18 protein-coding genes are annotated in these 19,910 nt (G+C 65.5%); 8 read left to right on the top strand and 10 right to left on the bottom strand.

Translation table 11 applies throughout. From position 1 onward, the window contains the following. Positions 1 to 24 precede the first annotated feature (24 nt). Positions 25 to 1,461, top strand: coding sequence for a CCA tRNA nucleotidyltransferase (locus BB28_RS24205; protein ID WP_046255378.1), 1,437 nt, complete (start codon positions 25 to 27; stop codon positions 1,459 to 1,461). 6 nt (positions 1,462 to 1,467) lie between these two features. Here the strand turns inward: BB28_RS24205 and BB28_RS24200 are convergent, their stop codons facing one another. Then, positions 1,468 to 2,214 (bottom strand): sulfite exporter TauE/SafE family protein, encoded by a 747-nt coding sequence (locus BB28_RS24200; protein WP_046256153.1) that lies wholly within the window; start codon positions 2,212 to 2,214, stop codon positions 1,468 to 1,470. 168 nt (positions 2,215 to 2,382) lie between these two features. Here BB28_RS24200 and BB28_RS24195 point away from each other — a divergent pair, with 168 nt between their 5' ends. Then, the gene (locus tag BB28_RS24195) at positions 2,383 to 2,931 is read left to right on the top strand and encodes a hypothetical protein (protein WP_046255377.1); all 549 of its coding nucleotides are present in this window, start codon (positions 2,383 to 2,385) and stop codon (positions 2,929 to 2,931) included. Here BB28_RS24195 and BB28_RS24190 read toward each other — a convergent pair. From BB28_RS24190 to BB28_RS24180, 3 genes are read right to left on the bottom strand one after another with little or no spacing between them, the layout of a single operon-like run. Then, positions 2,899 to 4,053 carry a phthiocerol/phthiodiolone dimycocerosyl transferase family protein gene (locus BB28_RS24190; RefSeq protein WP_046256152.1) on the bottom strand — a complete coding sequence of 385 codons (1,155 nt, stop codon included), beginning with the start codon at positions 4,051 to 4,053 and terminating at the stop codon, positions 2,899 to 2,901. The two genes, BB28_RS24195 and BB28_RS24190, sit on opposite strands and share 33 nt — an antisense overlap. Positions 4,054 to 4,094: 41 nt before the next feature. Continuing rightward, the gene (locus BB28_RS24185; RefSeq protein ID WP_046255376.1) at positions 4,095 to 4,874 is read right to left on the bottom strand and encodes a TIGR03084 family metal-binding protein; all 780 of its coding nucleotides are present in this window, start codon (positions 4,872 to 4,874) and stop codon (positions 4,095 to 4,097) included. Next, complete coding sequence (locus BB28_RS24180; protein WP_046255375.1) at positions 4,858 to 6,174, bottom strand: MFS transporter; 1,317 nt, start codon at positions 6,172 to 6,174, stop codon at positions 4,858 to 4,860. Before BB28_RS24180 ends, BB28_RS24185 begins: the two co-directional genes overlap by 17 nt. A gap of 127 nt (positions 6,175 to 6,301) precedes the next feature. Between BB28_RS24180 and BB28_RS24175 the strand changes: the two genes are divergently transcribed. Continuing rightward, positions 6,302 to 6,928: a YqgE/AlgH family protein gene (locus tag BB28_RS24175; protein ID WP_046255374.1), complete on the top strand. Its 627-nt coding sequence runs from the start codon at positions 6,302 to 6,304 to the stop codon at positions 6,926 to 6,928. A gap of 2 nt (positions 6,929 to 6,930) precedes the next feature. On the opposite strand, the gene BB28_RS24170 is transcribed toward BB28_RS24175, so the two are convergent. From BB28_RS24170 to BB28_RS24155, 4 genes are all read right to left on the bottom strand, one after another. Continuing rightward, entirely contained in the window at positions 6,931 to 7,767 is an 837-nt protein-coding gene (locus BB28_RS24170) for a DUF4393 domain-containing protein (protein WP_046255373.1), read from the bottom strand. 36 nt (positions 7,768 to 7,803) lie between these two features. Beyond that, entirely contained in the window at positions 7,804 to 9,180 is a 1,377-nt protein-coding gene (locus tag BB28_RS24165; RefSeq protein ID WP_030097666.1) for a DUF445 domain-containing protein, read from the bottom strand. 126 nt (positions 9,181 to 9,306) lie between these two features. Then, entirely contained in the window at positions 9,307 to 9,672 is a 366-nt protein-coding gene (locus tag BB28_RS24160) for a hypothetical protein (protein ID WP_052740352.1), read from the bottom strand. A 30-nt stretch (positions 9,673 to 9,702) separates the two neighbouring features. Continuing rightward, positions 9,703 to 10,686, bottom strand: a complete 984-nt coding sequence (locus BB28_RS24155; RefSeq protein ID WP_064393556.1) for an LpqN/LpqT family lipoprotein — start codon at positions 10,684 to 10,686, stop codon at positions 9,703 to 9,705. A gap of 248 nt (positions 10,687 to 10,934) precedes the next feature. On the opposite strand from BB28_RS24155, the gene leuS reads away from it, so the two are divergent. Continuing rightward, positions 10,935 to 13,793, top strand: a complete 2,859-nt coding sequence (gene leuS, locus BB28_RS24150; protein ID WP_046255370.1) for a leucine--tRNA ligase — start codon at positions 10,935 to 10,937, stop codon at positions 13,791 to 13,793. Here leuS and BB28_RS24145 read toward each other — a convergent pair. Next, positions 13,790 to 14,455, bottom strand: coding sequence for an SDR family oxidoreductase (locus BB28_RS24145; RefSeq protein WP_046255369.1), 666 nt, complete (start codon positions 14,453 to 14,455; stop codon positions 13,790 to 13,792). The genes leuS and BB28_RS24145 overlap by 4 nt on opposite strands. 120 nt (positions 14,456 to 14,575) lie before the next feature. Between BB28_RS24145 and ggh the strand changes: the two genes are divergently transcribed. Next, on the top strand, positions 14,576 to 15,916 hold the full coding sequence (ggh, locus tag BB28_RS24140) for a glucosylglycerate hydrolase (RefSeq protein ID WP_046255368.1): 1,341 nt from the start codon (positions 14,576 to 14,578) through the stop codon (positions 15,914 to 15,916). A gap of 4 nt (positions 15,917 to 15,920) precedes the next feature. Here the strand turns inward: ggh and BB28_RS24135 are convergent, their stop codons facing one another. Continuing rightward, positions 15,921 to 16,394, bottom strand: coding sequence for an Lrp/AsnC family transcriptional regulator (locus BB28_RS24135; protein WP_030097660.1), 474 nt, complete (start codon positions 16,392 to 16,394; stop codon positions 15,921 to 15,923). A gap of 163 nt (positions 16,395 to 16,557) precedes the next feature. Here BB28_RS24135 and pdhA point away from each other — a divergent pair, with 163 nt between their 5' ends. The 3 genes from pdhA to BB28_RS24120 are packed head-to-tail and all read left to right on the top strand — an operon-like array spanning position 16,558 to position 19,884. Further along, on the top strand, positions 16,558 to 17,637 hold the full coding sequence (pdhA, locus tag BB28_RS24130) for a pyruvate dehydrogenase (acetyl-transferring) E1 component subunit alpha (protein ID WP_046255367.1): 1,080 nt from the start codon (positions 16,558 to 16,560) through the stop codon (positions 17,635 to 17,637). Positions 17,638 to 17,648: 11 nt separating this feature from the next. Next, the gene (locus tag BB28_RS24125) at positions 17,649 to 18,617 is read left to right on the top strand and encodes an alpha-ketoacid dehydrogenase subunit beta (RefSeq protein WP_081252422.1); all 969 of its coding nucleotides are present in this window, start codon (positions 17,649 to 17,651) and stop codon (positions 18,615 to 18,617) included. Between the two features lie 16 nt (positions 18,618 to 18,633). Next, positions 18,634 to 19,884 carry a dihydrolipoamide acetyltransferase family protein gene (locus BB28_RS24120; RefSeq protein WP_046255365.1) on the top strand — a complete coding sequence of 417 codons (1,251 nt, stop codon included), beginning with the start codon at positions 18,634 to 18,636 and terminating at the stop codon, positions 19,882 to 19,884. Positions 19,885 to 19,910 lie beyond the last annotated feature (26 nt).

Here is a 19,910-nt window from a genome sequence, read left to right as displayed (position 1 = left end):
ATACGCGCCGGTAGGCTGCCCGACGTGCCCGAATCGATACCGTCCGCCGAGCTGCTGGCCACCGCCGCAGTGACCCTGAACCGGCACAAGAAGATGCTGTCGGAACTGGGTGCACTCTTCGATTCGGCAGGCTTTGACCTGTATCTGGTGGGCGGTACCGTCCGCGACGCCTTGTTGGGCAAGTCGGGCACCGATCTGGACTTCACCACCGATGCCCGTCCCGGGCAGGTGCAGGAATTGGTGGCAGGCTGGGCCGAGGCCATCTGGGATGCCGGTATCGCCTTCGGCACTCTCGGCGTGGTGCGCAAGGGGCAGCGGGTGGAAATCACCACATACCGCAGCGACAGCTATGACCAGCAGTCGCGCAACCCCGAAGTGGTGTTCGGCGACAGCCTCGAGGGCGACCTGGTGCGCAGGGACTTCACCGTCAACGCGATGGCGGTGAAAATCGGGCCGGACGGGCCGGGAGAGTTCTGTGATCCGCTGAACGGACTGGAGGCCTTGCGTGTTGGGGTGCTGGACACCCCGTCGGCTCCGGAGATCTCCTTCGGTGACGATCCGTTGCGCATGCTGCGCGCGGCTCGCTTCGTTTCTCAGCTGGGTTTCACGGTGGCGCCCCGGGTGTTGAAGGCGCTGGACGCGATGGCCGGCCAGTTGGGGCGGATCACTGCCGAGCGGGTGCAGGTAGAGCTGGACAAGCTGATCGTGGGTGCCAATCCGGTCGCCGGAATCGATTTGTTGGTGGAGAGCGGCCTCGGCGCGGTGGTGCTGCCCGAGGTCGGTGAGATGCAGCTGACCATCGACGAACATCACCAGCACAAGGACGTCTACCGGCACTCGCTGACGGTGTTGGAGCAGGCGATCGATCTCGAAGACGATGGCCCGGATCTGGTGCTGCGGTGGGCGGCGCTGCTGCACGACATCGGCAAGCCGGCCACCCGTCGGCACGAGGACGGCGGCGGGGTGAGCTTTCACCACCACGAGGTTGTCGGGGCCAAGATGGTGCGCAAGCGGATGCGTGCCCTCAAGTACTCCAAGCAGATGGTCGACGACGTGTCGCAGCTGGTGTACCTGCATTTGCGGTTCCACGGCTACGGGGACGGCAAGTGGACCGATTCGGCGGTACGCCGGTATGTCACCGATGCCGGCCCCATGTTGCCGCGGCTGCACAAGCTGGTGCGCGCAGACTGCACCACGCGGAACAAGCGGCGCGCGGCCCGGCTGCAGGCCAACTATGACGGGCTTGAGGAGCGCATCGCCGAACTGACCGCCAAGGAGGATCTGGCGCGGGTGCGGCCCGACCTCGACGGCAACGAGATCATGGAGCTGTTGGGCGTTCCGGCCGGGCCGATCATCGGCCAGGCGTGGCGGTTCCTGAAGGAGCTGCGGCTGGAGCGGGGACCGCTCGATCACGACGAGGCGGTTGAGGCGCTGCGCGAATGGTGGGCGAGTCGTACCTGAGCGCGCTCAGCCGATCATGTCGTAGCCGAGCTTGCCGACCATGACCACGACGACCACCAGCAACACCACGCGGACAAATCCCGCGCCGCGCCCGAGTGCCATGTGTGCGCCAAGCTGAGCTCCCGCGATGTTCGCGACACCGAGTGACAGGCCCAGAAGCCAGAGCACGTGACCCTGCGACGCGAAGACGATGAGAGCCCCGACATTGGTTCCGGAGTTGAGCACCTTGGCGGTGGCCGAGCTTTCGAGGAAGGTCATTCCCGCGATGGCCGTCAGGGTGATGATCATGAACGTTCCGGTGCCCGGGCCCATGATGCCGTCGTAGAACGCGATCAGGATGGCCGCGACGGCGAGCGCGGCAACAGTGGTGGCCCTGGTGCGCGCGGTGCCCTGCGTCGCGGTGCCGAACTGTGGACGGGTCGCGACGAACACTCCGACGGCCACCAGCAGCACGAGCACCACGGGTTTGAAGACAGCTACCGGTAGCCGCGAGGCGGTGTAGGCGCCGGCGCTGGAGCAGGCCGCGGCGAGCACGAATGCCCCCAGGAGCGCGCGCCAGTTCAACGGGGTGCGGGGGAAGAGCCGGACGGCGGCCGAGGATGTACCGGCCAGCGCGGCGAGTTTGTTGGTTCCCAGCGCGGTCGCGGGAGTCATCCCGGGAAAGACGAGCAGCAGCACGGGAATGAGGACGAGCCCGCCACCACCCACCACCGCATCGACCCAGCCCGCGGCGGCCGCCGCACTGAGAAGCAGCGTGAGCGTAGGGGCATCCACGGGGTCAGAGATTACGGACGGAACCGATTGACCTCGAATCCCCTCCTACGTTATGTGAACCGATATCGACGCAGTTTCTGCCTCCGTGGTTATCCACATGCCCCAAGAAGGCGGAACGCCCGGCGTCGTCGCGGCCTCGTATCGGGTATGGACTACTGCTTTGGTACCGGGGACGGGAGCGTCACCGCCTGGGACGTACCACCCAACGCCGATCTGGACGGCGATGGAGTCATGGACGCGGTGCGTCTGGATTTCGACGGCGACGGGTTGTTCGACGACGTGATGTGGGATGCGGACGGTGATGGCTCGGCGGACCACAGCGTCCTCGACGTGGACAACGACGGCAGGCCGGAGACGTACTTCACCGATGATGGCTTGGGCACCTGGGCGTTTCACGTGGAACGAAGCGGATCCATCAGCTGGTTCGGTCTTGATGGGATTGAACATGCCGGTGGCGCAGCAGATATCGATGGGGATGGGAAACCCGAGCAGCTGGTCGATGCGGACAACGACGGAAATGCTGAAAGAGCTTTCCGGACAACCGATTCAGGTACTTCCGTGTATGCGGACACCACGGGTGACGGCCGCTGGGATGTCGAACTCACCGACACGGACGGCGACGGGACTGCCGATGCGGCCCGGCCCCTCGGACCGCCGCGCCCGTCAGCTCAGAATGCGGTCGAAGGCGCGCCCTAGCGCCTCCGCCCACGCGATAGTGGGGTCGGACTCGTCGGCAACCCACGCGGGATGGTCGATGCTGAGCCGTCCGTCACAGGTGGTGATGAAGAAGCTCGGTGGAAGTGTCGTGGCGCGTAACCCAATGTGTCGACCGCGCACGGTGGCGCGGAAGTCGTGTACGCGCAGCCCCTCCGGCAGAGGCAGCGTCGGTATCGGCCCCCAGTTCGTGACCATGAGTGGATTCTCGACGCACTGTTGCTGTAGCGGCGGTTGGTGCAGAAATACCTGGTGCACAGTGTGATCCGCGAGGCCGGCGACCAGAGAATCCAGTACGGCACGAGCCAGGCGCAGCGGGTCATCATCGGGTAGGACAGCCAGAATCGCGGTGTCGGCTCCCTGGATCACCGTCCCTTGCGCCGCGGCGATGGGAGCCTCTGTTCGCGTGCGCAGGTCCACCGATGATGTCAGGCTAAACGTGACCGGGCCCTGCGACGGTGAAAGTGAATGAGCGGCCAGCAGAACCGCAGCACACGCGACTCCGTGCACGGTGAGGGAGGCCGCGCGGGCCGCATCGAACAACCGCGTGGTCTGCTCGCGCCCGAGCCGGGTGCGCCCATGCCGAACCACGACCGCCGCGTCGACTGTCGTTTCTGCGCGTTGCGCCGGGGGCGCGCCGGCCTCGGGTATGACGTATCCGCGTGCGGCAAGGAACTGCTCAAGGGAGAGGGCGAGTGGATGCGAGCGGATGGGCCCGGCCGACCCCGTCTCGACCACACGGGTGTAATACGCGCACAACACTTCCAGATAGCGCAGCGCGGCCCCCGCGTCGGCGATGCTGTGGTGGGTCAGCAGCGTCAACCGAAAGTCATTGCCGGCCTGCGCCACGTCGATGGCACAGACCGCGTCGGGGTGGACGACGGTGAACCCTGCCCGGGGTAGAGCCGTGCATGCACCGATCTGCAGCGCGGGCGGATGGGGAGAGTATTGAAGCGCGTACCCGTGTCCAGCAGGCACGACCTGCGTGGAAAGTATCGGGTAGCTCGTCAACAGCGCACGGAAAGCCGTTGTCAGAGCATCAATTTTGAGAGTGCCGGTGCCGAACGCCGAGTACGCCACGGTGCTGCGGTTGCCCGCGAACATCGCTTCCGAGGGATACAGCGGGCGAATCGTGGTCCCGGTGTTCACCCCCGGCCGGTGCCGGGCGGGCCGGCGAAGGCCTGTGCGATGGAGAGCCACTTCTCTGCGTCCTCGCCGTTGGCCTGCAGATCCAGCTCGGCGCGCGGACGGCGTTGGGTAACCAGGTAGCAGAAGTGCAGTGCCGATCCGGTGACGCGCTGGGCGGCGTCGTCGGGGCCCCAGGTCCACGTATCGCCGTCGGGGCCGGTCAGCTCGACGCGGAACGGCTCAGCGGGAGCAGACAGTGCGTGCACGGAATACGCGTAGTCACGGGTCCGAACACCCAGGTGTGCAATCGATTTCAGGCGCGCGGTAGGCGCCGGGACCACGCCGAGCGCGTCCGCGACATCAAGGGCATGGGCCCACGTCTCCATGAGGCGTGCGGTGCCCATCGAAGCGGAGCTCATGGGAGGCCCGTACCAGGGGATCTTCACGCCATCGGGCACCGCGCGCAGCGCCGCATGCAGTTGGTTACGGGTATCGCGCCAGTGGGCCAGCAGCTCGGCCGGGGGAGTCTGGGCAGTCTCCTCGGCCGCCTTGTCTACGAACCCGAAGGGATCGGCCATCGCCTTGGGCAGCTCGTTGGCGAAGCCTTCAGGATCGGTGACCGCCAGTAGGGACTGCGCGTCGGTCCAATGCAGATGGGCGATCTGATGGGCGATGGTCCACCCGGCGGCCGGGGTGTCGCGGGCCCAGCCCTCTGCGGAAAGCGGAGCTACCAGTGTGTCGAGTCCATCGCTCTCGTCGCGCAGGTCATCGATCACAGCGTCAGCGGTCGAGGTCACGGGCGTGTCCTTCCGGGTCGGGTTGGCTGGATTCGGCCGGGCTGGGCCAAAGAGTTCGGGTCATGTGCACGATCAGGCCGATCAAGTAGACCACTGCCCCGGCGAAGGCCAGCCAGTGCGACTGCGTGATGAACGCGGCGGCCACGCTCATCGCCCCGGTGAAGGTGACCCAGAACAGCGAGTCCTGCACGGCGAAGACGTGTCCCCGCAGCGCGTCATCGACATCGGTCTGCATGCCGACGTCGGCGCACAGCTTGATCACCTGCCCGGCCAGCCCGAGTCCGAACGCGGCAACGAGCACGATCGGTACATACAAACTCGAGGCGATCAGCTGCAGCACGACGGCGCTGCCGAGTGCCATCCCGAGGGTGCGACCGCGGCCGAAGCGCCGGAGCAAGGCAGGGGTGGAGACCGTTCCGAGGAATGAGCCGATGCCGGTGCACGCCAGGAACAATGCCGCGGCCCCGATCCCCGCGAACAGGGAGGCGTTGTCGCGCACCAGCACCAGGACCAGCAACGTGTTGATACCGAAAACCATGCGGTGTGCCGCTAGACCGATGAGCGCGTCGAACACCGAGGGCGTGCCGACAATGGTGCGTGCACCATGTAGCCACCCGGTGGCTACCGCATAGAAGGCCGAGCCGTGCACGGCGCGCACACTGTCGTCGGGACCCAATCGATCGCCCGGAAAGCCGGTGGCCACCCATGCCGCGGCGAGGGTCGGCACGATCACCAGGAAAATGACTGTGGCAGAACCCAAGTCCCCCGCCCCGAAGACGGCCCGCAGCATCAGCATGAAGTTGGCGCCGACGAAGGTGGCGGTGGCACCCACCGCCGTGGCCACCGAGTTCATGGTCGCGACCTGGTCGCGGGGCACCACATGGGGGAGTGCCGCCGAGAGACCCGATGTCACGAACCGGGTGACCCCGTTGACGATCAGCGCGCCCAGCAGCAGCACCACGTCGTCGGCGCTGAAGGCCAGCTCGATACCGACGAGGGCCACCAGCAGGACGCGGATCAGGTTGGCACAGATCAACACCGTGCGCCGGTCCCAGCGGTCCAGTAGCGCACCGGCGAAGGGACCGATCGCGGAGTACGGCAGGAACAGCACCGCGAACGCACCGGCGATGGCCCACGGCTCGGCCTCACGTTCGGGGTTGAACAGCAATGCTCCGGCTAGTCCGGCCTGGAAGAGACCATCACTGAACTGGGTGAGCAGCCGCACCCAGACCAGCCGCCCGAAGTCGGGGAGATCGTGGATTGCGTGCCACAGGCTCAGCGGCGAGTGGCGCGCAGTCATGTGAGTCGCTTTCGTATGTCTGGATCGAGCTACGGGAAATAGGCGGAGCGCTTACGCCCACACTACAAATGTGTAGCGGTTGGCCGAGCACAAGTCATGAAACGGCAAACGGTGTCATGATGTTCAGGTGGCGCACGGGGACGAGCCCGATGAGGGCGAGGCATATGGCGAGGGTTATATGGCGCCGCCCGCACACCGTCTGCGGGCGGGCACCTTGCTGGTCGCCAACACCAATCTGTTTGAGCCCACGTTTCGGCGCAGCGTGATCTTCATCGTGGAGCACAACGACGGTGGCACCTTGGGCGTGGTGCTCAACCGCCCGAGCGAAACCGCCGTGTACAACGTGCTGCCGCAATGGGCCAAGCTCGCCGTCAAGCCGAAGACGATGTTCATTGGCGGGCCGGTCAAACGCGATGCGGCCCTGTGCCTGGCGACCCTGCGGGCCGGTGTCAGCATCGACGGTGCGAAGGGTCTGCGTCACGTGGCGGGCCGCATGGCCATGGTTGATCTGGATGCCGAGCCCGAAGACATCGCCCCGCTGGTGGAGGGCATCCGGGTCTTCGCGGGCTATTCGGGGTGGACGATCGGTCAGCTCGAGGGTGAAGTCGAGCGCGACGACTGGATCGTGTTGTCCGCGCTGCCGTCCGATGTGCTCACCGATGCGAGTGGTGACCTGTGGGCGAAGGTGCTGCGTCGTCAGCCGCTGCCGTTGTCGCTGTTGGCGACGCACCCCATCGACGTGAGCCGAAACTAGGCCTACAGGTCGTCGCCCACCGACGGATCGGATGGGATGACCGCCCGGCAGAAGTCCTCACCGAACGGCGTCAGGTGGATGCTGCGGCGAACGGTCTTATGCGCGCGGCCCGCGCGGCGGCAGGCCGCCACCACGTCCGGCTGCACCTCCAACACTTGATAACGCTCGGCAGCAACTGATTCCGGAGACGCCCGGACCAGGCCGAGCCGTACCAGGTTGTTGGTGTAGGCGTTGTTGCGGTCGGTGTAGCGGCAGCCGGAGCGCTCGGCCACCATCGAGAGACCCTCGGCGATCATCTCCGAGCCGACGTCGAACGGGCGGCTGGTGCGGACGTCCACCACCGGTTGCGCGCCGTGCGCGGCCAGGAACCGCAGGATGCGCGCCTCATCGGGTGCCAGCTGATTGATAATCCGGGCGTAGGCAGGATGGGTGTCCTCTACGTCGGTGACATCGGCTGAACGCCGCAGCAATTCGGCACCGCGTCGGCGCAGTTCATCGCAGTCGGCGGAGCCGGACTCGGTGATGTCGATGGTGACCCGTGACGGGGCGGGCCGTTGCGGCTTGGCGAGGGTGAGCCCTGCGGAATCGTTGGCCGGCAGCTGCAGCGCGTCGCGGACGGCGCCCAGCACATGCTCGGTGGCCGACAGGGCTATGTCGGTGGCCGAGCGGCCCGCGCGCACGTCGTCGATGATCTTGGTGCCGGTGGTGGTGGCGATATCGGCCGACCACTTCACCCCGCGCCACCAGGTTTTCGCGGCCAGCATCGCGACCCCTTGGACCACGCGATCGGGCCGGAGCTCACGATTGTTGTGCGCGGGAACGGGCGTGTTATCGGTCATCGGGCATCATCTTGTCAGGTCGATTCGGGTCACGTGTCACCCCGCTGGCGGGAAGATCAGCAGGTGCGCCAGGCCGCCGGCCGCGCCAAGGACCGCGCCGTGTACGAACAGCAACCACTCGTCCTGTTTGACCGCCGAGCGCAGCAACTCGTTGAAATCGTCGAGTGAGAGTTTGTGCATCTGGGTCGAGACGAAGGCGCCGATCTTGCCTTGGCGTTGCTTGTTGAACTCGGGATCGGAAAACGCAAGGGGCGCAAAGCCGGTTGCCTCGATGGTGACCGATTCGGTGATCTGGTCGTATTGACGCCGGCCCACGGCTACCCGGATAGCACGCCGTGCGGGCCCGAGTGCTTGCTCCAGTGCGGGCCGGATACCGTCGGCCAGCATTTGTCTGGTGCGGTCCGACCGTGGCCCGTTGAGCATCTCGTTGCCGATGTTTTCCAGGGTGATGACGTTCTCGGAGATGGTGCGCGCGTACTCCTCGGAGATCTCCGACTTGCGCTTGATGAACAGACCCTGGCGCCACGGCACCCACTTGTTGGGATGGACGGGTTCGAAAATCATGGTGATGCCGAGGTAGTTGACGATGTACCCGATGATGATGCCGCCGAGCGGCAGCACGATCCACGGAGTCCACCAGTGATGCGGAACCGAGTGCAGGATCGCGACGAGTACGAAGCCCATGGGATAGCCGAAGTAGAAGCCGAAGTTCTGCATGAACTGCAGCTCCTTGTGCCCCATGGTCCGGAAGATGTCGTTGAGCAACTTGGGATGAGCGGTGAGGTACCGGATGATCATCAGCTTGGCGTCGACGAGCTGCCCGATGTTCTCGCCGATCTGATCGGTCATGTTCTTGACGATCTGCGGCAGCTGATTCTCGATGCGCTTGAACATCATCTCCCGCAAGGCCGGCGGCAGGTTGTGCCACAGCTGCGGGTCCTCGCGCTCCATGATTTTCGTGATGACGCTGCGAATCTCTGATTTGGCAATCAGTGCAAGGTGATTGGCAATGAGGTCCGGTTCGAGCTGTTCGTAGAAGTCCGAGATGCTACCGAGCTTGGCGAGGCTCTTGTCGACGGCGATGCTGGCCATCTTCTCCGCGCGCGATGGCACGATGCCCTGCCACCCGAATCGCCCGTCGGAGGTGATGGCGGGGATTACCTGTACTCGCCGGGGCAGGAACGCGTACAGGGTGCGCAGCCCGGGAATGCGCCAGCCGTAGAAACGCAAGGGTGCGAACAGCATCAGCACGCCGGTCCAGTTGGTGATGTAGCCGATGATGCCGGTGAACAAGGGCACCGTGAGCAGGTCCACGATCAGCTGGTCGTCGCGATAGATGTACGCGGCGATAGCGGAGGCGAGCGTGAGAACACCAACGAGGATGAACTTCACCATCTGCTTGGTGTCTTTCACGGCTCCCTTTCTGACCACGCCTGTCTACGAGTGCCCGGGAACATAACACCAAAAAATGGGTCGACATGGGCGAATACGGATCACATTCAGATGAGGTAGCGCCGATGTGTCTAAAGATTGGACACGTCAGGGCCGAGCGCACACCGAGGAGTCGGCACGTCCCGCGCTAGGGCATCCGCCGCAGGAACTGCCGCATCCGCCGCCCGAGGACGACATCTGTTGTGCAGCGGTGGTGTAGCGCGCCACCTGCCATGCGGCCGCACCCACCGTCACGATGGCGGCAGCGCCGCACACCATCAGTCCCACCAAACCGATTGCGGTGGAACCGAATAAGGCCGCGAGTGCGCCCGCCGCGAGGATCAGCGCGGCGGTGGCCTGCGCAGGCGCGAGCATGCGCTGAGGGCTGCCGTGCGGTGCCCGTAGAAAAGCCGCCGCCGACAGCGCACCCAGTAGCCCGGCGAGGGCAATGGTCACGATGGCGGCGATCAGCACCCGCTCAGTTTAAGCGGGCTGCGAGTGCGCTTACGCCGCGGGCGGTGCCGGTGGCACCAGCGGAGGCAGGGTGGGCAGCGGTGGCAGCCCCGGGACTGCCGGCGCCGGTGCAGCCGGAGCGTTGGGGTCGGTGCCCGGAGCAGGCGTTACGGGTGCCGCGGGCAGCGCATCCGGATCGGCGAGCGCGTTGGGGTCGGCTACCGGGGCGGTAACCGGGGCGCCCTCACCGAAGCGCAAGCCGTTGACGATGAGGTCGGTGGCGGGAGCCTCGGCGATGGCGTTGCCGACTGTCGTGGTGACGGCCAGCTGAACCAGGTACCGGTCCTTGCCCTGCGTGATGATCACGGAGCGGCGCGAGGTGTTGAGGGTTTCACCGTCTTGACGGAAGGTGCCTTCCACAATCGAAGACGGGAAGCCCTGATAGGCAACCAGCGAGGCATCGGTCGGCTGCCAGCCCTGCAGTGCCTTGACCTCGACGGGGCCGTGCGAGATGGCCTCATTGGTGTCGAACTCACCGACGAGCTTGCTCATCGTGACCTGCGCGTTGGACTGGTACAGCCCGGTGCCGTTGGCCTTGCTCACGATCACCTGGTACGCGTTGGGAACGTTGGGATCCGGCACGTTCGCCCAGTTCGCCGGAATCGGGACGCTGACGCGCGGTGCCCCATGGCTGTTCTTGGTCAGCGGCTCCAGCTTGACGTTCTTGGAAGCGAAGAACTCCGTCAGCGTGCCGTCGGTGGCGGGTGCGACCCCATTGATCGGTGGGGCGGGCTGGAGGGGGTTCGTCGACGCGGTGGGTGCGGTCGCCGGAACGGCGGCGGCGTTCGGGGTGGCGGGGGCGTTGGGGGCCGCCGCCGGTGCGACGGGAGCCGAGGTGGCGGCGTTCGGAGTGGCCACCGGTGCTGGAGGCGCCGGCTGGGGGTCCGCCAGTGCGATGGCGGTGGTCCCGGCGAGCAGTGCCGCGACGGAGGCCGTGGCCGCCGCGAACCTGACTGAATACCGTGTGGTCGTCACCTTCTCTGTCCTTCCGGCTCTGTCTGATGCGTGGTGTGTGAGTTGTGGACGACAACCGCGAGCGCGGGCACGCCGACCGCTATGTCGACAGGTGGGCTCTCGGTTGTAGCGGTCCCGAAGTTAATAAGCGCAGCTGAGAAAGCACCCCGGACACCCCCGGAAGTGGCCGGATTGTGACCAGAGTGATTAACTCTCGTCGCCAAACCGGCGATTTCTGTTCGCTGAGCTGCCGCATTTACCCTTGATGCGTGACTGAAGCCCAGCAAGACGCCACCGATACCCCCGAGCATCGCTACACCGCGCAGCTCGCCGGGCAGATCGAGCGTCGTTGGCAACAGAGCTGGGCCGACCGCGGCACGTTCCACGTCCCGAATCCTGTGGGCTCACTCGCGCCGACCGATGGCACGCCGATTCCCGCTGACAAGATGTTTGTGCAGGACATGTTCCCGTATCCCTCGGGTGACGGGCTGCACGTCGGACATCCGCTGGGTTATATCGCGACGGACGTATATGCCCGCTTCCACCGGATGCGCGGCGCCAACGTGCTGCACGCGCTCGGGTTCGACGCGTTCGGTCTGCCCGCCGAGCAGTACGCGGTGCAGACCGGCACCCACCCGCGGGTCCGTACCGAGGCCAACATCGTCAACTACAAGCGGCAGCTTGGGCGGCTCGGATTGGGCCACGACTCGCGCCGCAGCTTCGCGACGACCGACGTCGACTTCTACAAGTGGACACAGTGGATTTTCCTGCAGATCTACAACGCCTGGTACGACGTCGAGGCCCAACGTGCCCGCCGGATCGATGAGCTGGTGGCCGAGTTCGATTCCGGTGCGCGTACGCCGGCCGACGGCACGGTGTGGGGGGAGCTGAGCGACGGCGCGCGTGCCGATCTGATTGACTCGTATCGTCTGGTTTACCAATCGGATTCGGTGGTCAACTGGTGTCCGGGACTGGGTACCGTGCTGGCCAATGAGGAGGTCACCTCGGACGGTCGCAGCGAGCGCGGTAACTTTCCGGTCTTCCGTAAGCGGTTGCGGCAGTGGATGATGCGGATCACCGCGTACTCCGACAGGCTGATCGACGATCTTGAATTCCTGGATTGGCCCGACAAGGTCAAGACCATGCAGCGCAACTGGATCGGTCGATCGCAGGGCGCGTCGGTGTTGTTCGCCGTCCCCGGTGCGGGCGATATCGAGGTGTTCACCACCCGGCCCGACACGCTTTTCGGCGCCACCTACATGGTGCTGGCGCCCGAGCATCCGCTGGTCGACGCGCTGACCGGTGACACCTGGCCGGAGGGAACGGACGAGCGCTGGACCGGCGGGCAGGATTCGCCGCGCGCGGCGATCGAGCAGTATCGCCGCTCCATCGCCGCCAAGAGCGACCTGGAACGTCAAGAGAACAAAGAGAAGACGGGTGTATTCACCGGCGCGTACGCCACCAACCCGGTAAGCGGCAAGCCAGTGCCGGTCTTCATCGCCGACTATGTGCTGTTCGGTTACGGCACCGGGGCCATCATGGCGGTGCCCGGCCATGACCAGCGTGACTGGGACTTCGCGCATGCGTTCGGTTTGCCTGTGCAGCAGGTCATTTCCGGTGGCGATATCACCGAGGCCGCGTACACGGGCGACGGTGCGCTGGTGAACTCCGATTACCTGAATGGGTTGGATATCGCCGCTGCCAAGACCGAGGTGACGCGTCGGCTGGTGCAGGACGGCCGCGGTGAACCGCGCATCGAATACAAGCTTCGCGATTGGCTTTTCGCACGCCAGCGCTATTGGGGCGAGCCGTTCCCGATCGTCTACGGCGAGGACGGGCGACCTCGCGCGCTGGGTGAGGGTGCGCTCCCCGTCGAGCTGCCGGAGGTCGAGGACTACGCACCGGTGTCCTTCGATCCCGATGACGCATCGAGCGTGCCGTCGCCGCCGCTGTCGAAGGCCACCGATTGGGTCAACGTTGAGCTGGATCTGGGCGATGGACTCAAGCGGTACACGCGCGACACCAACGTGATGCCGCAGTGGGCGGGTAGCTCGTGGTACGAGCTGCGCTACGCCGACCCCGATAATGCGGATGCGTTCTGCGACAAGGAGAACGAGGCCTACTGGCTGGGCCCGCGCCCGGCCGAGCACGGCCCGGATGATCCCGGGGGCGTTGACCTGTATGTCGGCGGCATGGAGCACGCCGTGCTGCACCTGCTGTACTCGAGGTTCTGGCACAAGGTTCTCTACGACCTCGGACATGTCAGCTCCCGCGAGCCGTACCGGCGGTTGCTCAACCAGGGCTACATCCAGGCGTACGCCTATACGGATGCGCGCGGTATGTACGTGCCCGCCGCCGAGGTGGTCGAGGAGAACGGAACGTTCTTCTGGCCCGGTCCCGACGGGAAAGTCGAGGTGAAGCAGGAGTTCGGCAAGATCGGCAAGAGCCTCAAGAACTCGATCTCGCCGGACGACATCTGTGACAACTACGGTGCGGACACCCTGCGGGTGTATGAGATGTCCATGGGCCCACTGGAGTTGTCGCGGCCGTGGGCAACAAAGGATGTCGTTGGCGCGCACCGGTTCCTGCAGCGGGTGTGGCGCGTGGTGGTCGACGAGGAGACCGGCAAGATCCGTGTCACCGAAGACGACTTGACGAGCGAGGACACGCTGCGGGCGTTGCACAAGACGATCGCCGGTGTCACCGAAGACTATGCGGCCCTGCGCAATAACACCGCAGCGGCCAAGTTGATCGAGTACACCAACCACCTCACCAAGGAGTACCCGGAGGGTGCCCCGCGGGCCGCGGTGGAACCGCTGGTGCTGCTACTGGCTCCGCTGGCGCCGCACCTGGCCGAGGAGCTGTGGAGCCAGCTCGGACGCGATGAGACCCTGGCTCACGGCCCCTTCCCGGGATTCGATGAGCGATGGCTGGTGGCCGACACCGTCGAATACCCGATTCAGGTCAACGGCAAGGTGCGCGGCCGGATCACGGTGGCTGCCGATGCACCGGCGGCCGATATCGAGGCGGCGGCCCTTGCCGAGGAGAAGGTGCTGGAGTTCCTGGCGGGCGTTACCCCGAAGAAGGTCATCGTGGTGCCCGGGCGCATGGTGAATCTGGTCGTCTAGTTCTGGCGCACCACAATTTGGTGCACCCGAGCGTCGCGCGGCAGCCGCACGGCATCGACGATCAGCTGCGCGACGGACTCGGGACGCATGTACTCATCCGGGTTGTAGACGCGCCCTTCATGTTCGGTGAGTTCCTGCTGCATCGGGGTGCTGATCCGGCCGGGATGCACCGAGGTCACCCGCAGCTGTGGCTCCTCTGCCCGCAGCACATCGGCCACGCCGCGCAGTGCGAACTTGCTCGCCGAGTACGAGCCGATGCCCGGGTGTGCGTTGATCCCAGCTCCGGAGTTGACGAACACCACGTCACCCTGTGCCGCGCGGAGAGCGGGAAGCAGGGCCTTGGTCAGTGCCACCGGCGCTAAGACGTTGACATCAAAGGTCTTACGCCAGTCGGCCAACTGCGAGTCGGTGATCGTCGCCGGATAGGACACCCCGGCGTTGTGCACCAGCACATCGAGTGCGTCGATGCCGGCGGTGGCCGCCAGCAGTGCGCTCTCATCGCCCAGGTCCACCGGCCATGCGGTGGCCTGCAGTTCATCGGCCAGTGCATCCAGTCGCGGGGACGGGCGGCCTCCCAGCAGGAGTGCATGGGTGGGGGCCAGGGCACGTGCGATGGCAGCACCGAGACCGCCGCTTGCGCCGGTGATGAGAGCGAGGGGCATGCGCGCCAGGCTAGCCGCCTTCCGTCGAATGTCGACTTTTGGCGGCGTCTACTCGTACTTTCACACCAAAAGTCGACTTTCGACGAGAGGGAATGGCCGGGTACGCCGCACAATGGACGGATGCCGTCCCACCCGATGTTCACCCCCACGCAGTTGGCCGCACGTGCGGCATACCTGCTGAGGGGAAATGACAGGGGGACGATGACCAGTGCCGCCCCCAAGTTGTACCCACATATGTGGAGCTGGGACGCGGCTTTCGTGGCGGTCGGCCTGGCGCCGCTGAGTGTCGAGCGCGCCGTCACCGAATTGGACACTCTGCTTTCCGCGCAATGGGCCAACGGGATGATCCCGCACATCGTCTTCGCCAACGGGGTCGACGGCTACTTTCCCGGACCCGCGCGTTGGCGCACCTCGGAACTGGCGGTGAACGCGCCGTCGAACTACCAGACATCGGGCATCACCCAGCCGCCGGTGCATGCCATAGCGGTGCAACGCATCTTGGATCACGCGCGCCGCCGTGGCCGGAGTGCGCGCGGTATCGCGGAAGCCTTCCTGGACCGGCGCTGGGCAGACCTCATGCGGTGGCATCGGTGGCTCGCCGAGTCCCGCGATCAGAACCAGCACGGGCGCATCACCCTCTATCACGGGTGGGAATCGGGAATGGACAACTCGCCGCGCTGGGATGGCGCGTACGCCAATGTTGTTCCCGGAGAGCTGCCGCCGTATGTGCGGGAGGACACCGCAATCATCACCGACGCCTCGCAGCGCCCCAAGGACGCCGAGTATGACGTCTATCTGTGGCTGCTGGAAGAGATGAAGTCGGTGGGGTACGACGACGCCCGGTTGCCGGACGTCATGAGTTTCGTCATGGAAGATGTGTTCGTCTCGGCAATCTTCGCGGTGGCCTGCGAGGTACTGGCCACTATTGGTGAGGAGCACGCGCGCCCGCGAGCCGATGTGCGTGAGCTGCACGGTTGGGCCGAGCGGTTCCGTGCCGGGGTAATCGACACCACCGAAGAACGTACCGGTGCGGCAAGGGATTTCGATGTCAAGACCGGCAAGTGGGTGGCGACGGACACGGTGGCCATGTTCGCCCCGCTGCTGTCCGGGGGGCTGCCGCGTCCGCAGGAGTTGGCGCTGCTGCGACTGCTGGAAGGACCACGCTTCTGCGGCCACCCCGATCTGCGGTACGCACTGGTGCCGTCGACGTCGCCGGTGTCCCGGGACTTTCGTCCGCGCGAGTACTGGCGTGGCCCGGTGTGGCCGGTGCTCACCTGGCTGTTCTGTTGGGCGTTCGAGCGGCGTGGATGGAGCGAACGTGCGTTCCTGCTCCGGCAGGAGGGTTTACGGCAGGCGGGCGACGGCTCCTTTGCCGAGTACTACGAACCATTTACCGGTGCACCGCTGGGCAGCATGCAGCAATCCTGGACTGCCGCAGCGGTTCTGGACTGGCTGGGCTGAGCACTCAGTCTTGTCCGGCGAGGCGCCTCAGCAGTGGGGTCATCCGGAATGCCACCAACTCGTGCATGGCAATCGCGATCGACGTGCGAGTGATGCCGGGGATATCGAGGATGTTCCCGGCGATTCGGTATAGGTCGTCGCTGTCGACGGCCACCACCTTGATCATCAGATCGTCGGCGCCCGCCAAGCCGTGCACCTGCACCACCTCCGGCACATCGGCAAGCGCCACGCCTATCCCCTTGAGCTGATGTTGGTCGATGCGCGCGGTGACGTAGGCCGTCATGGGATAGCCCATCGCGCGCGGCACGATCTGGTGGTCGATACCGGCCAGCGCCTCGTGCTGGTCCCAGCGGGTCAGCCGGGCCTGCACGGTGTTGCGGGACAGATTCAGTCGCTGCGCCAGCTCCACGCCGGACGCGCGGGGTGTTTGCGTGAGCGCGAGTAACAACTTCGCATCAGTGGCGTCCAGAGTGGTCATAGAGCGCAGTATCGCACAGAATTGATCGACAAATATGGGCACTATGCACAATGCAACACGCATCGGTTGCGCAGTATGACTATCTGATGCACTGTGAAGCAAGACACACCTCTGTGGTGACGGTCAGGCATGGACAGCGCATCAGATGGTTAGCGAGGCGGGTATGGAAACCATCCAGCTCCTGGATCCGGAAGGCAACCGGGTCGAGGATCCGGCGTACGGGCCGCTGGTCGCGGATATCGACGACCAGCAGCTTCTCGCGCTGTATGAGGACATGGTGGTGGTCCGCCGCATCGACACCGAGGCCACGGCGTTGCAGCGTCAGGGTGAGCTCGCGCTCTGGGCGCCGCTGCTGGGTCAGGAGGCCGCTCAGGTCGGCTCCGCGCGTGCGCTGGCATCCGATGACTTCGCCTTTACCAGTTTTCGTGAGCACGGCGTCGCCTACTGTCGCGGTGTCGAACCCACCGCCATGCTCCAATTCTGGCGCGGCTCAACACAGTCCGGCTGGAATCCGCGTGACCACAACGTCACCGCACCCGCGATCATCGTCGGAGCGCAGTCGCTGCACGCCACCGGATATGCGATGGGTGTCAAGTTCGACGGAGCCGATTCCGCGGTCATCGCGTACTTCGGCGATGGGGCGACCAGTCAGGGCGACGTGTCGGAGGCTTTCGCCTTCGCATCGAGTTTCGGTGCGCCCGTGGTCTTCTTCTGTCAGAACAACCAGTGGGCCATCAGCGAGCCGGTGCGGGTGCAAAGCCATCTGCCGCTGGCCGCGCGCGGCACCGGATTCGGTGTGCCGGGAATCCAGGTGGATGGCAACGACGTGCTCGCGGTGATGGCGGTGACCCGTGCGGCCCTGCGGCGCGCGCGTGAGGGTAGCGGGCCCACCCTCGTCGAAGCGGTCACCTACAGGATGGGGCCGCACACCACCTCCGATGATCCGACCAAGTACCGCAATTCCGCGGAGCTTGAGGAATGGCGTGCCAAAGACCCGCTGTCGCGGGTGGAGAAGTACTTGGAAAGACTTGGCATGCTGACAGATTCGGAGAAGCAGCGCGTCGTGGCCAAGGCCGACGCGGTGGCCGCCGAAATGCGCGCGGGATGTCTCGGCACCATCGAGCCGACGGCCGCCGACATGTTCAATCACGTGTACGCAGAACCGCATTCGCTTGTCGCTGCGGAACGGCGCGACTATTTGGAATATCTTGCGGGCTTTGAGGATGAAGGGATCGCATCATGACCAGAATGACGATGTCCGGCGCCCTGAACGCGGGTCTGCGTGCATCCCTGGAAGACGACGACAAGGTGATCGTCATGGGGGAGGATGTTGGCAAGCTCGGCGGGGTCTTCCGAGTCACCGACGGGCTGCAGAAAGACTTCGGCGACCATCGAGTCATCGATACACCGCTGGCCGAATCCGGAATCATCGGCACGGCGGTGGGTTTGGCCATGCGTGGATATCGCCCCGTGTGTGAGATCCAATTCGACGGCTTCGTGTACCCGGCCTTCGATCAGATCGTCAGTCAGGTGGCCAAGCTGCACTACCGCACCAAGGGGGCGGTGGGCATGCCGCTCACCATCCGCATCCCGTTCGGCGGTGGCATCGGTGCGGTGGAGCACCATTCGGAATCGCCTGAGGCCTACTTCGCCCACACGGCGGGCCTTCGGGTGGTGGCGTGTGGATCGCCGCAGGATGCCTACGACATGATCCGCCAGTCCGTGGCGTGTGATGACCCGGTCATCTTCTTCGAGCCCAAGCGGCGCTACTGGGAGAAGGGTGAGGTGAACCTGGAAGACACGGCGGCCACAGCCCTTTCCCTGTCGTCCGCCCGCATCGTCCGGTCTGGTACCGCGGCCACGGTGGCCGCATATGGCCCGATGGTCGCCGTCGCCACCGCGGCGGCGGAAATGGCCGCGGCCGAGGGGATGTCGATCGAGGTAGTCGATCTACGCTCCCTTTCGCCGGTTGACTTTGAGACGCTGGAGGCCTCGGTACGCAAGACGGGCCGGCTGGTGGTGGTCCACGAGGCATCGGTGTTCATGGGATTGGGGGCCGAGATCGCAGCACGCATTACCGAGCGGTGCTTCTACCACCTGGAGGCGCCGGTGCTACGGGTCGGCGGTTTCGCCCTTCCGTACCCCGCCAACAAGGTGGAGCATCACTTCCTGCCCGATGCGGAGCGGGTGATGGACGCCGTCGACCGCGCTATCGCCGCATAGGAGAGGTGCGAAATCCATGGCAGTCAAACAGTTTCTGCTTCCGGATCTCGGTGAGGGACTCACCGAAGCCGACCTGATCTCCTGGAAGGTGAAGGTCGGCGACGAGGTGAAGCTCAACCAGGTGCTCGCCGATGTGGAGACCGCGAAGGCGATGGTCGAGCTGCCGTCGCCTTACGAAGGAACGGTGGTGGCCCTGGAGGCGGCGGAGAACTCGACCCTCGCGGTCGGGTCGCCGCTAATCTCGATCGAGGTCGCCGGTGCCGAACCTGACGAGCCCGCCAACCTGGTCGGTTACGGCCCGTCGGAGACGACGGGCCAGACCCGCCGCCGGCGTCGCGCGGGCGTGGGCTCGGCCGCTCTCGCCCTCGTCGAACCCGAAGTGCCGGTTGCCCCACCGGAACCGGTGCGAACCGCCGCGAAACCATCGGTGCGCAAACTGGCCGCCGAACTGGGCGTGGCCCTCGACCTGATCAGCGGCACGGGGATCGGGGGCAGCGTCACCCGGCAGGATGTGGAGGCTTACACCCGCAGCCTCACGGCGCGTGCTCCGCAGGCTGAGCCGGTGGCCCCGGTGGGTGGGGACACGCGGATTCCCATTGCGGGCGTCCGCAAGCACACGGCGGCCGCCATGGTTCGCAGCGCCTTCACCGCGCCCCATGTCACCGAGTTCCTCACGGTCGATGTGACCGCGACGATGGAGCTACTTGCCGAGCTGAAGTCGAAATACCCCGACCTCAAACTCACGCCCATGACGCTGGTCGCGCGGATGGTGCTGTTGACTCTGCGGTCGCATCCCTCACTCAATTCCAGCTGGGATGAACAAGCCGGCGAGATCGTCATCAAGCATTACGTGAATCTCGGTGTGGCGGCGGCGACCGAGCGGGGACTGGTGGTCCCGAACGTGAAGAACGCCAACGGGATGTCGCTGCGTGAACTGGCGATTGCTTTCGCGCAGTTGGTGACTACCGCACGCGAGGGAAAGACAGCGCCCGCCGATATGGCCGGGGGAACGTTCACACTGACCAACATCGGAGTGTTCGGCGTCGATGCGGGCACCCCGATCATCAATCCGGGCGAAGCGGCCATCCTGGCATTGGGCTCGATTGCCAAACGTCCCTGGGTGGTGCACGGAGAACTCGCCGTCCGCGACGTCACCACGCTTGCGCTGTCCTTCGACCACCGACTGGTCGACGGCGAACAGGGGTCCAAGTTCCTCGCGGATCTGGGTGCGCTGCTTACCGACCCGCGCATGGCACTGGTGGTGTAGCTTCGCTTCTAGCAAACCTCGAGTGG

It is taken from the genome of Mycobacteroides chelonae CCUG 47445 (assembly GCF_001632805.1).
Taxonomy (GTDB): domain Bacteria; phylum Actinomycetota; class Actinomycetes; order Mycobacteriales; family Mycobacteriaceae; genus Mycobacterium; species Mycobacterium chelonae.
The sequence above is the reverse complement of the archived record's forward strand: the minus strand, read 5'-3'. Positions and strand labels throughout refer to the sequence as shown.

Excerpts from the sequence above, each read along its gene's own strand:
- BB28_RS24195 (WP_046255377.1), top strand. The coding sequence starts at position 2,383 with ATGGACTACTGCTTTGGTACCGGGGACGGGAGCGTCACCGCCTGGGAC.
- BB28_RS24190 (WP_046256152.1), bottom strand. The coding sequence starts at position 4,053 with ATGTTCGCGGGCAACCGCAGCACCGTGGCGTACTCGGCGTTCGGCACC.
- BB28_RS24180 (WP_046255375.1), bottom strand. The coding sequence starts at position 6,174 with ATGACTGCGCGCCACTCGCCGCTGAGCCTGTGGCACGCAATCCACGAT.
- BB28_RS24170 (WP_046255373.1), bottom strand. The coding sequence starts at position 7,767 with ATGACCGATAACACGCCCGTTCCCGCGCACAACAATCGTGAGCTCCGG.
- BB28_RS24145 (WP_046255369.1), bottom strand. The coding sequence starts at position 14,455 with ATGCCCCTCGCTCTCATCACCGGCGCAAGCGGCGGTCTCGGTGCTGCC.
- ggh (WP_046255368.1), top strand. The coding sequence starts at position 14,576 with ATGCCGTCCCACCCGATGTTCACCCCCACGCAGTTGGCCGCACGTGCG.
- BB28_RS24135 (WP_030097660.1), bottom strand. The coding sequence starts at position 16,394 with ATGACCACTCTGGACGCCACTGATGCGAAGTTGTTACTCGCGCTCACG.
- pdhA (WP_046255367.1), top strand. The coding sequence starts at position 16,558 with ATGGAAACCATCCAGCTCCTGGATCCGGAAGGCAACCGGGTCGAGGAT.
- BB28_RS24125 (WP_081252422.1), top strand. The coding sequence starts at position 17,649 with ATGTCCGGCGCCCTGAACGCGGGTCTGCGTGCATCCCTGGAAGACGAC.
- BB28_RS24120 (WP_046255365.1), top strand. The coding sequence starts at position 18,634 with ATGGCAGTCAAACAGTTTCTGCTTCCGGATCTCGGTGAGGGACTCACC.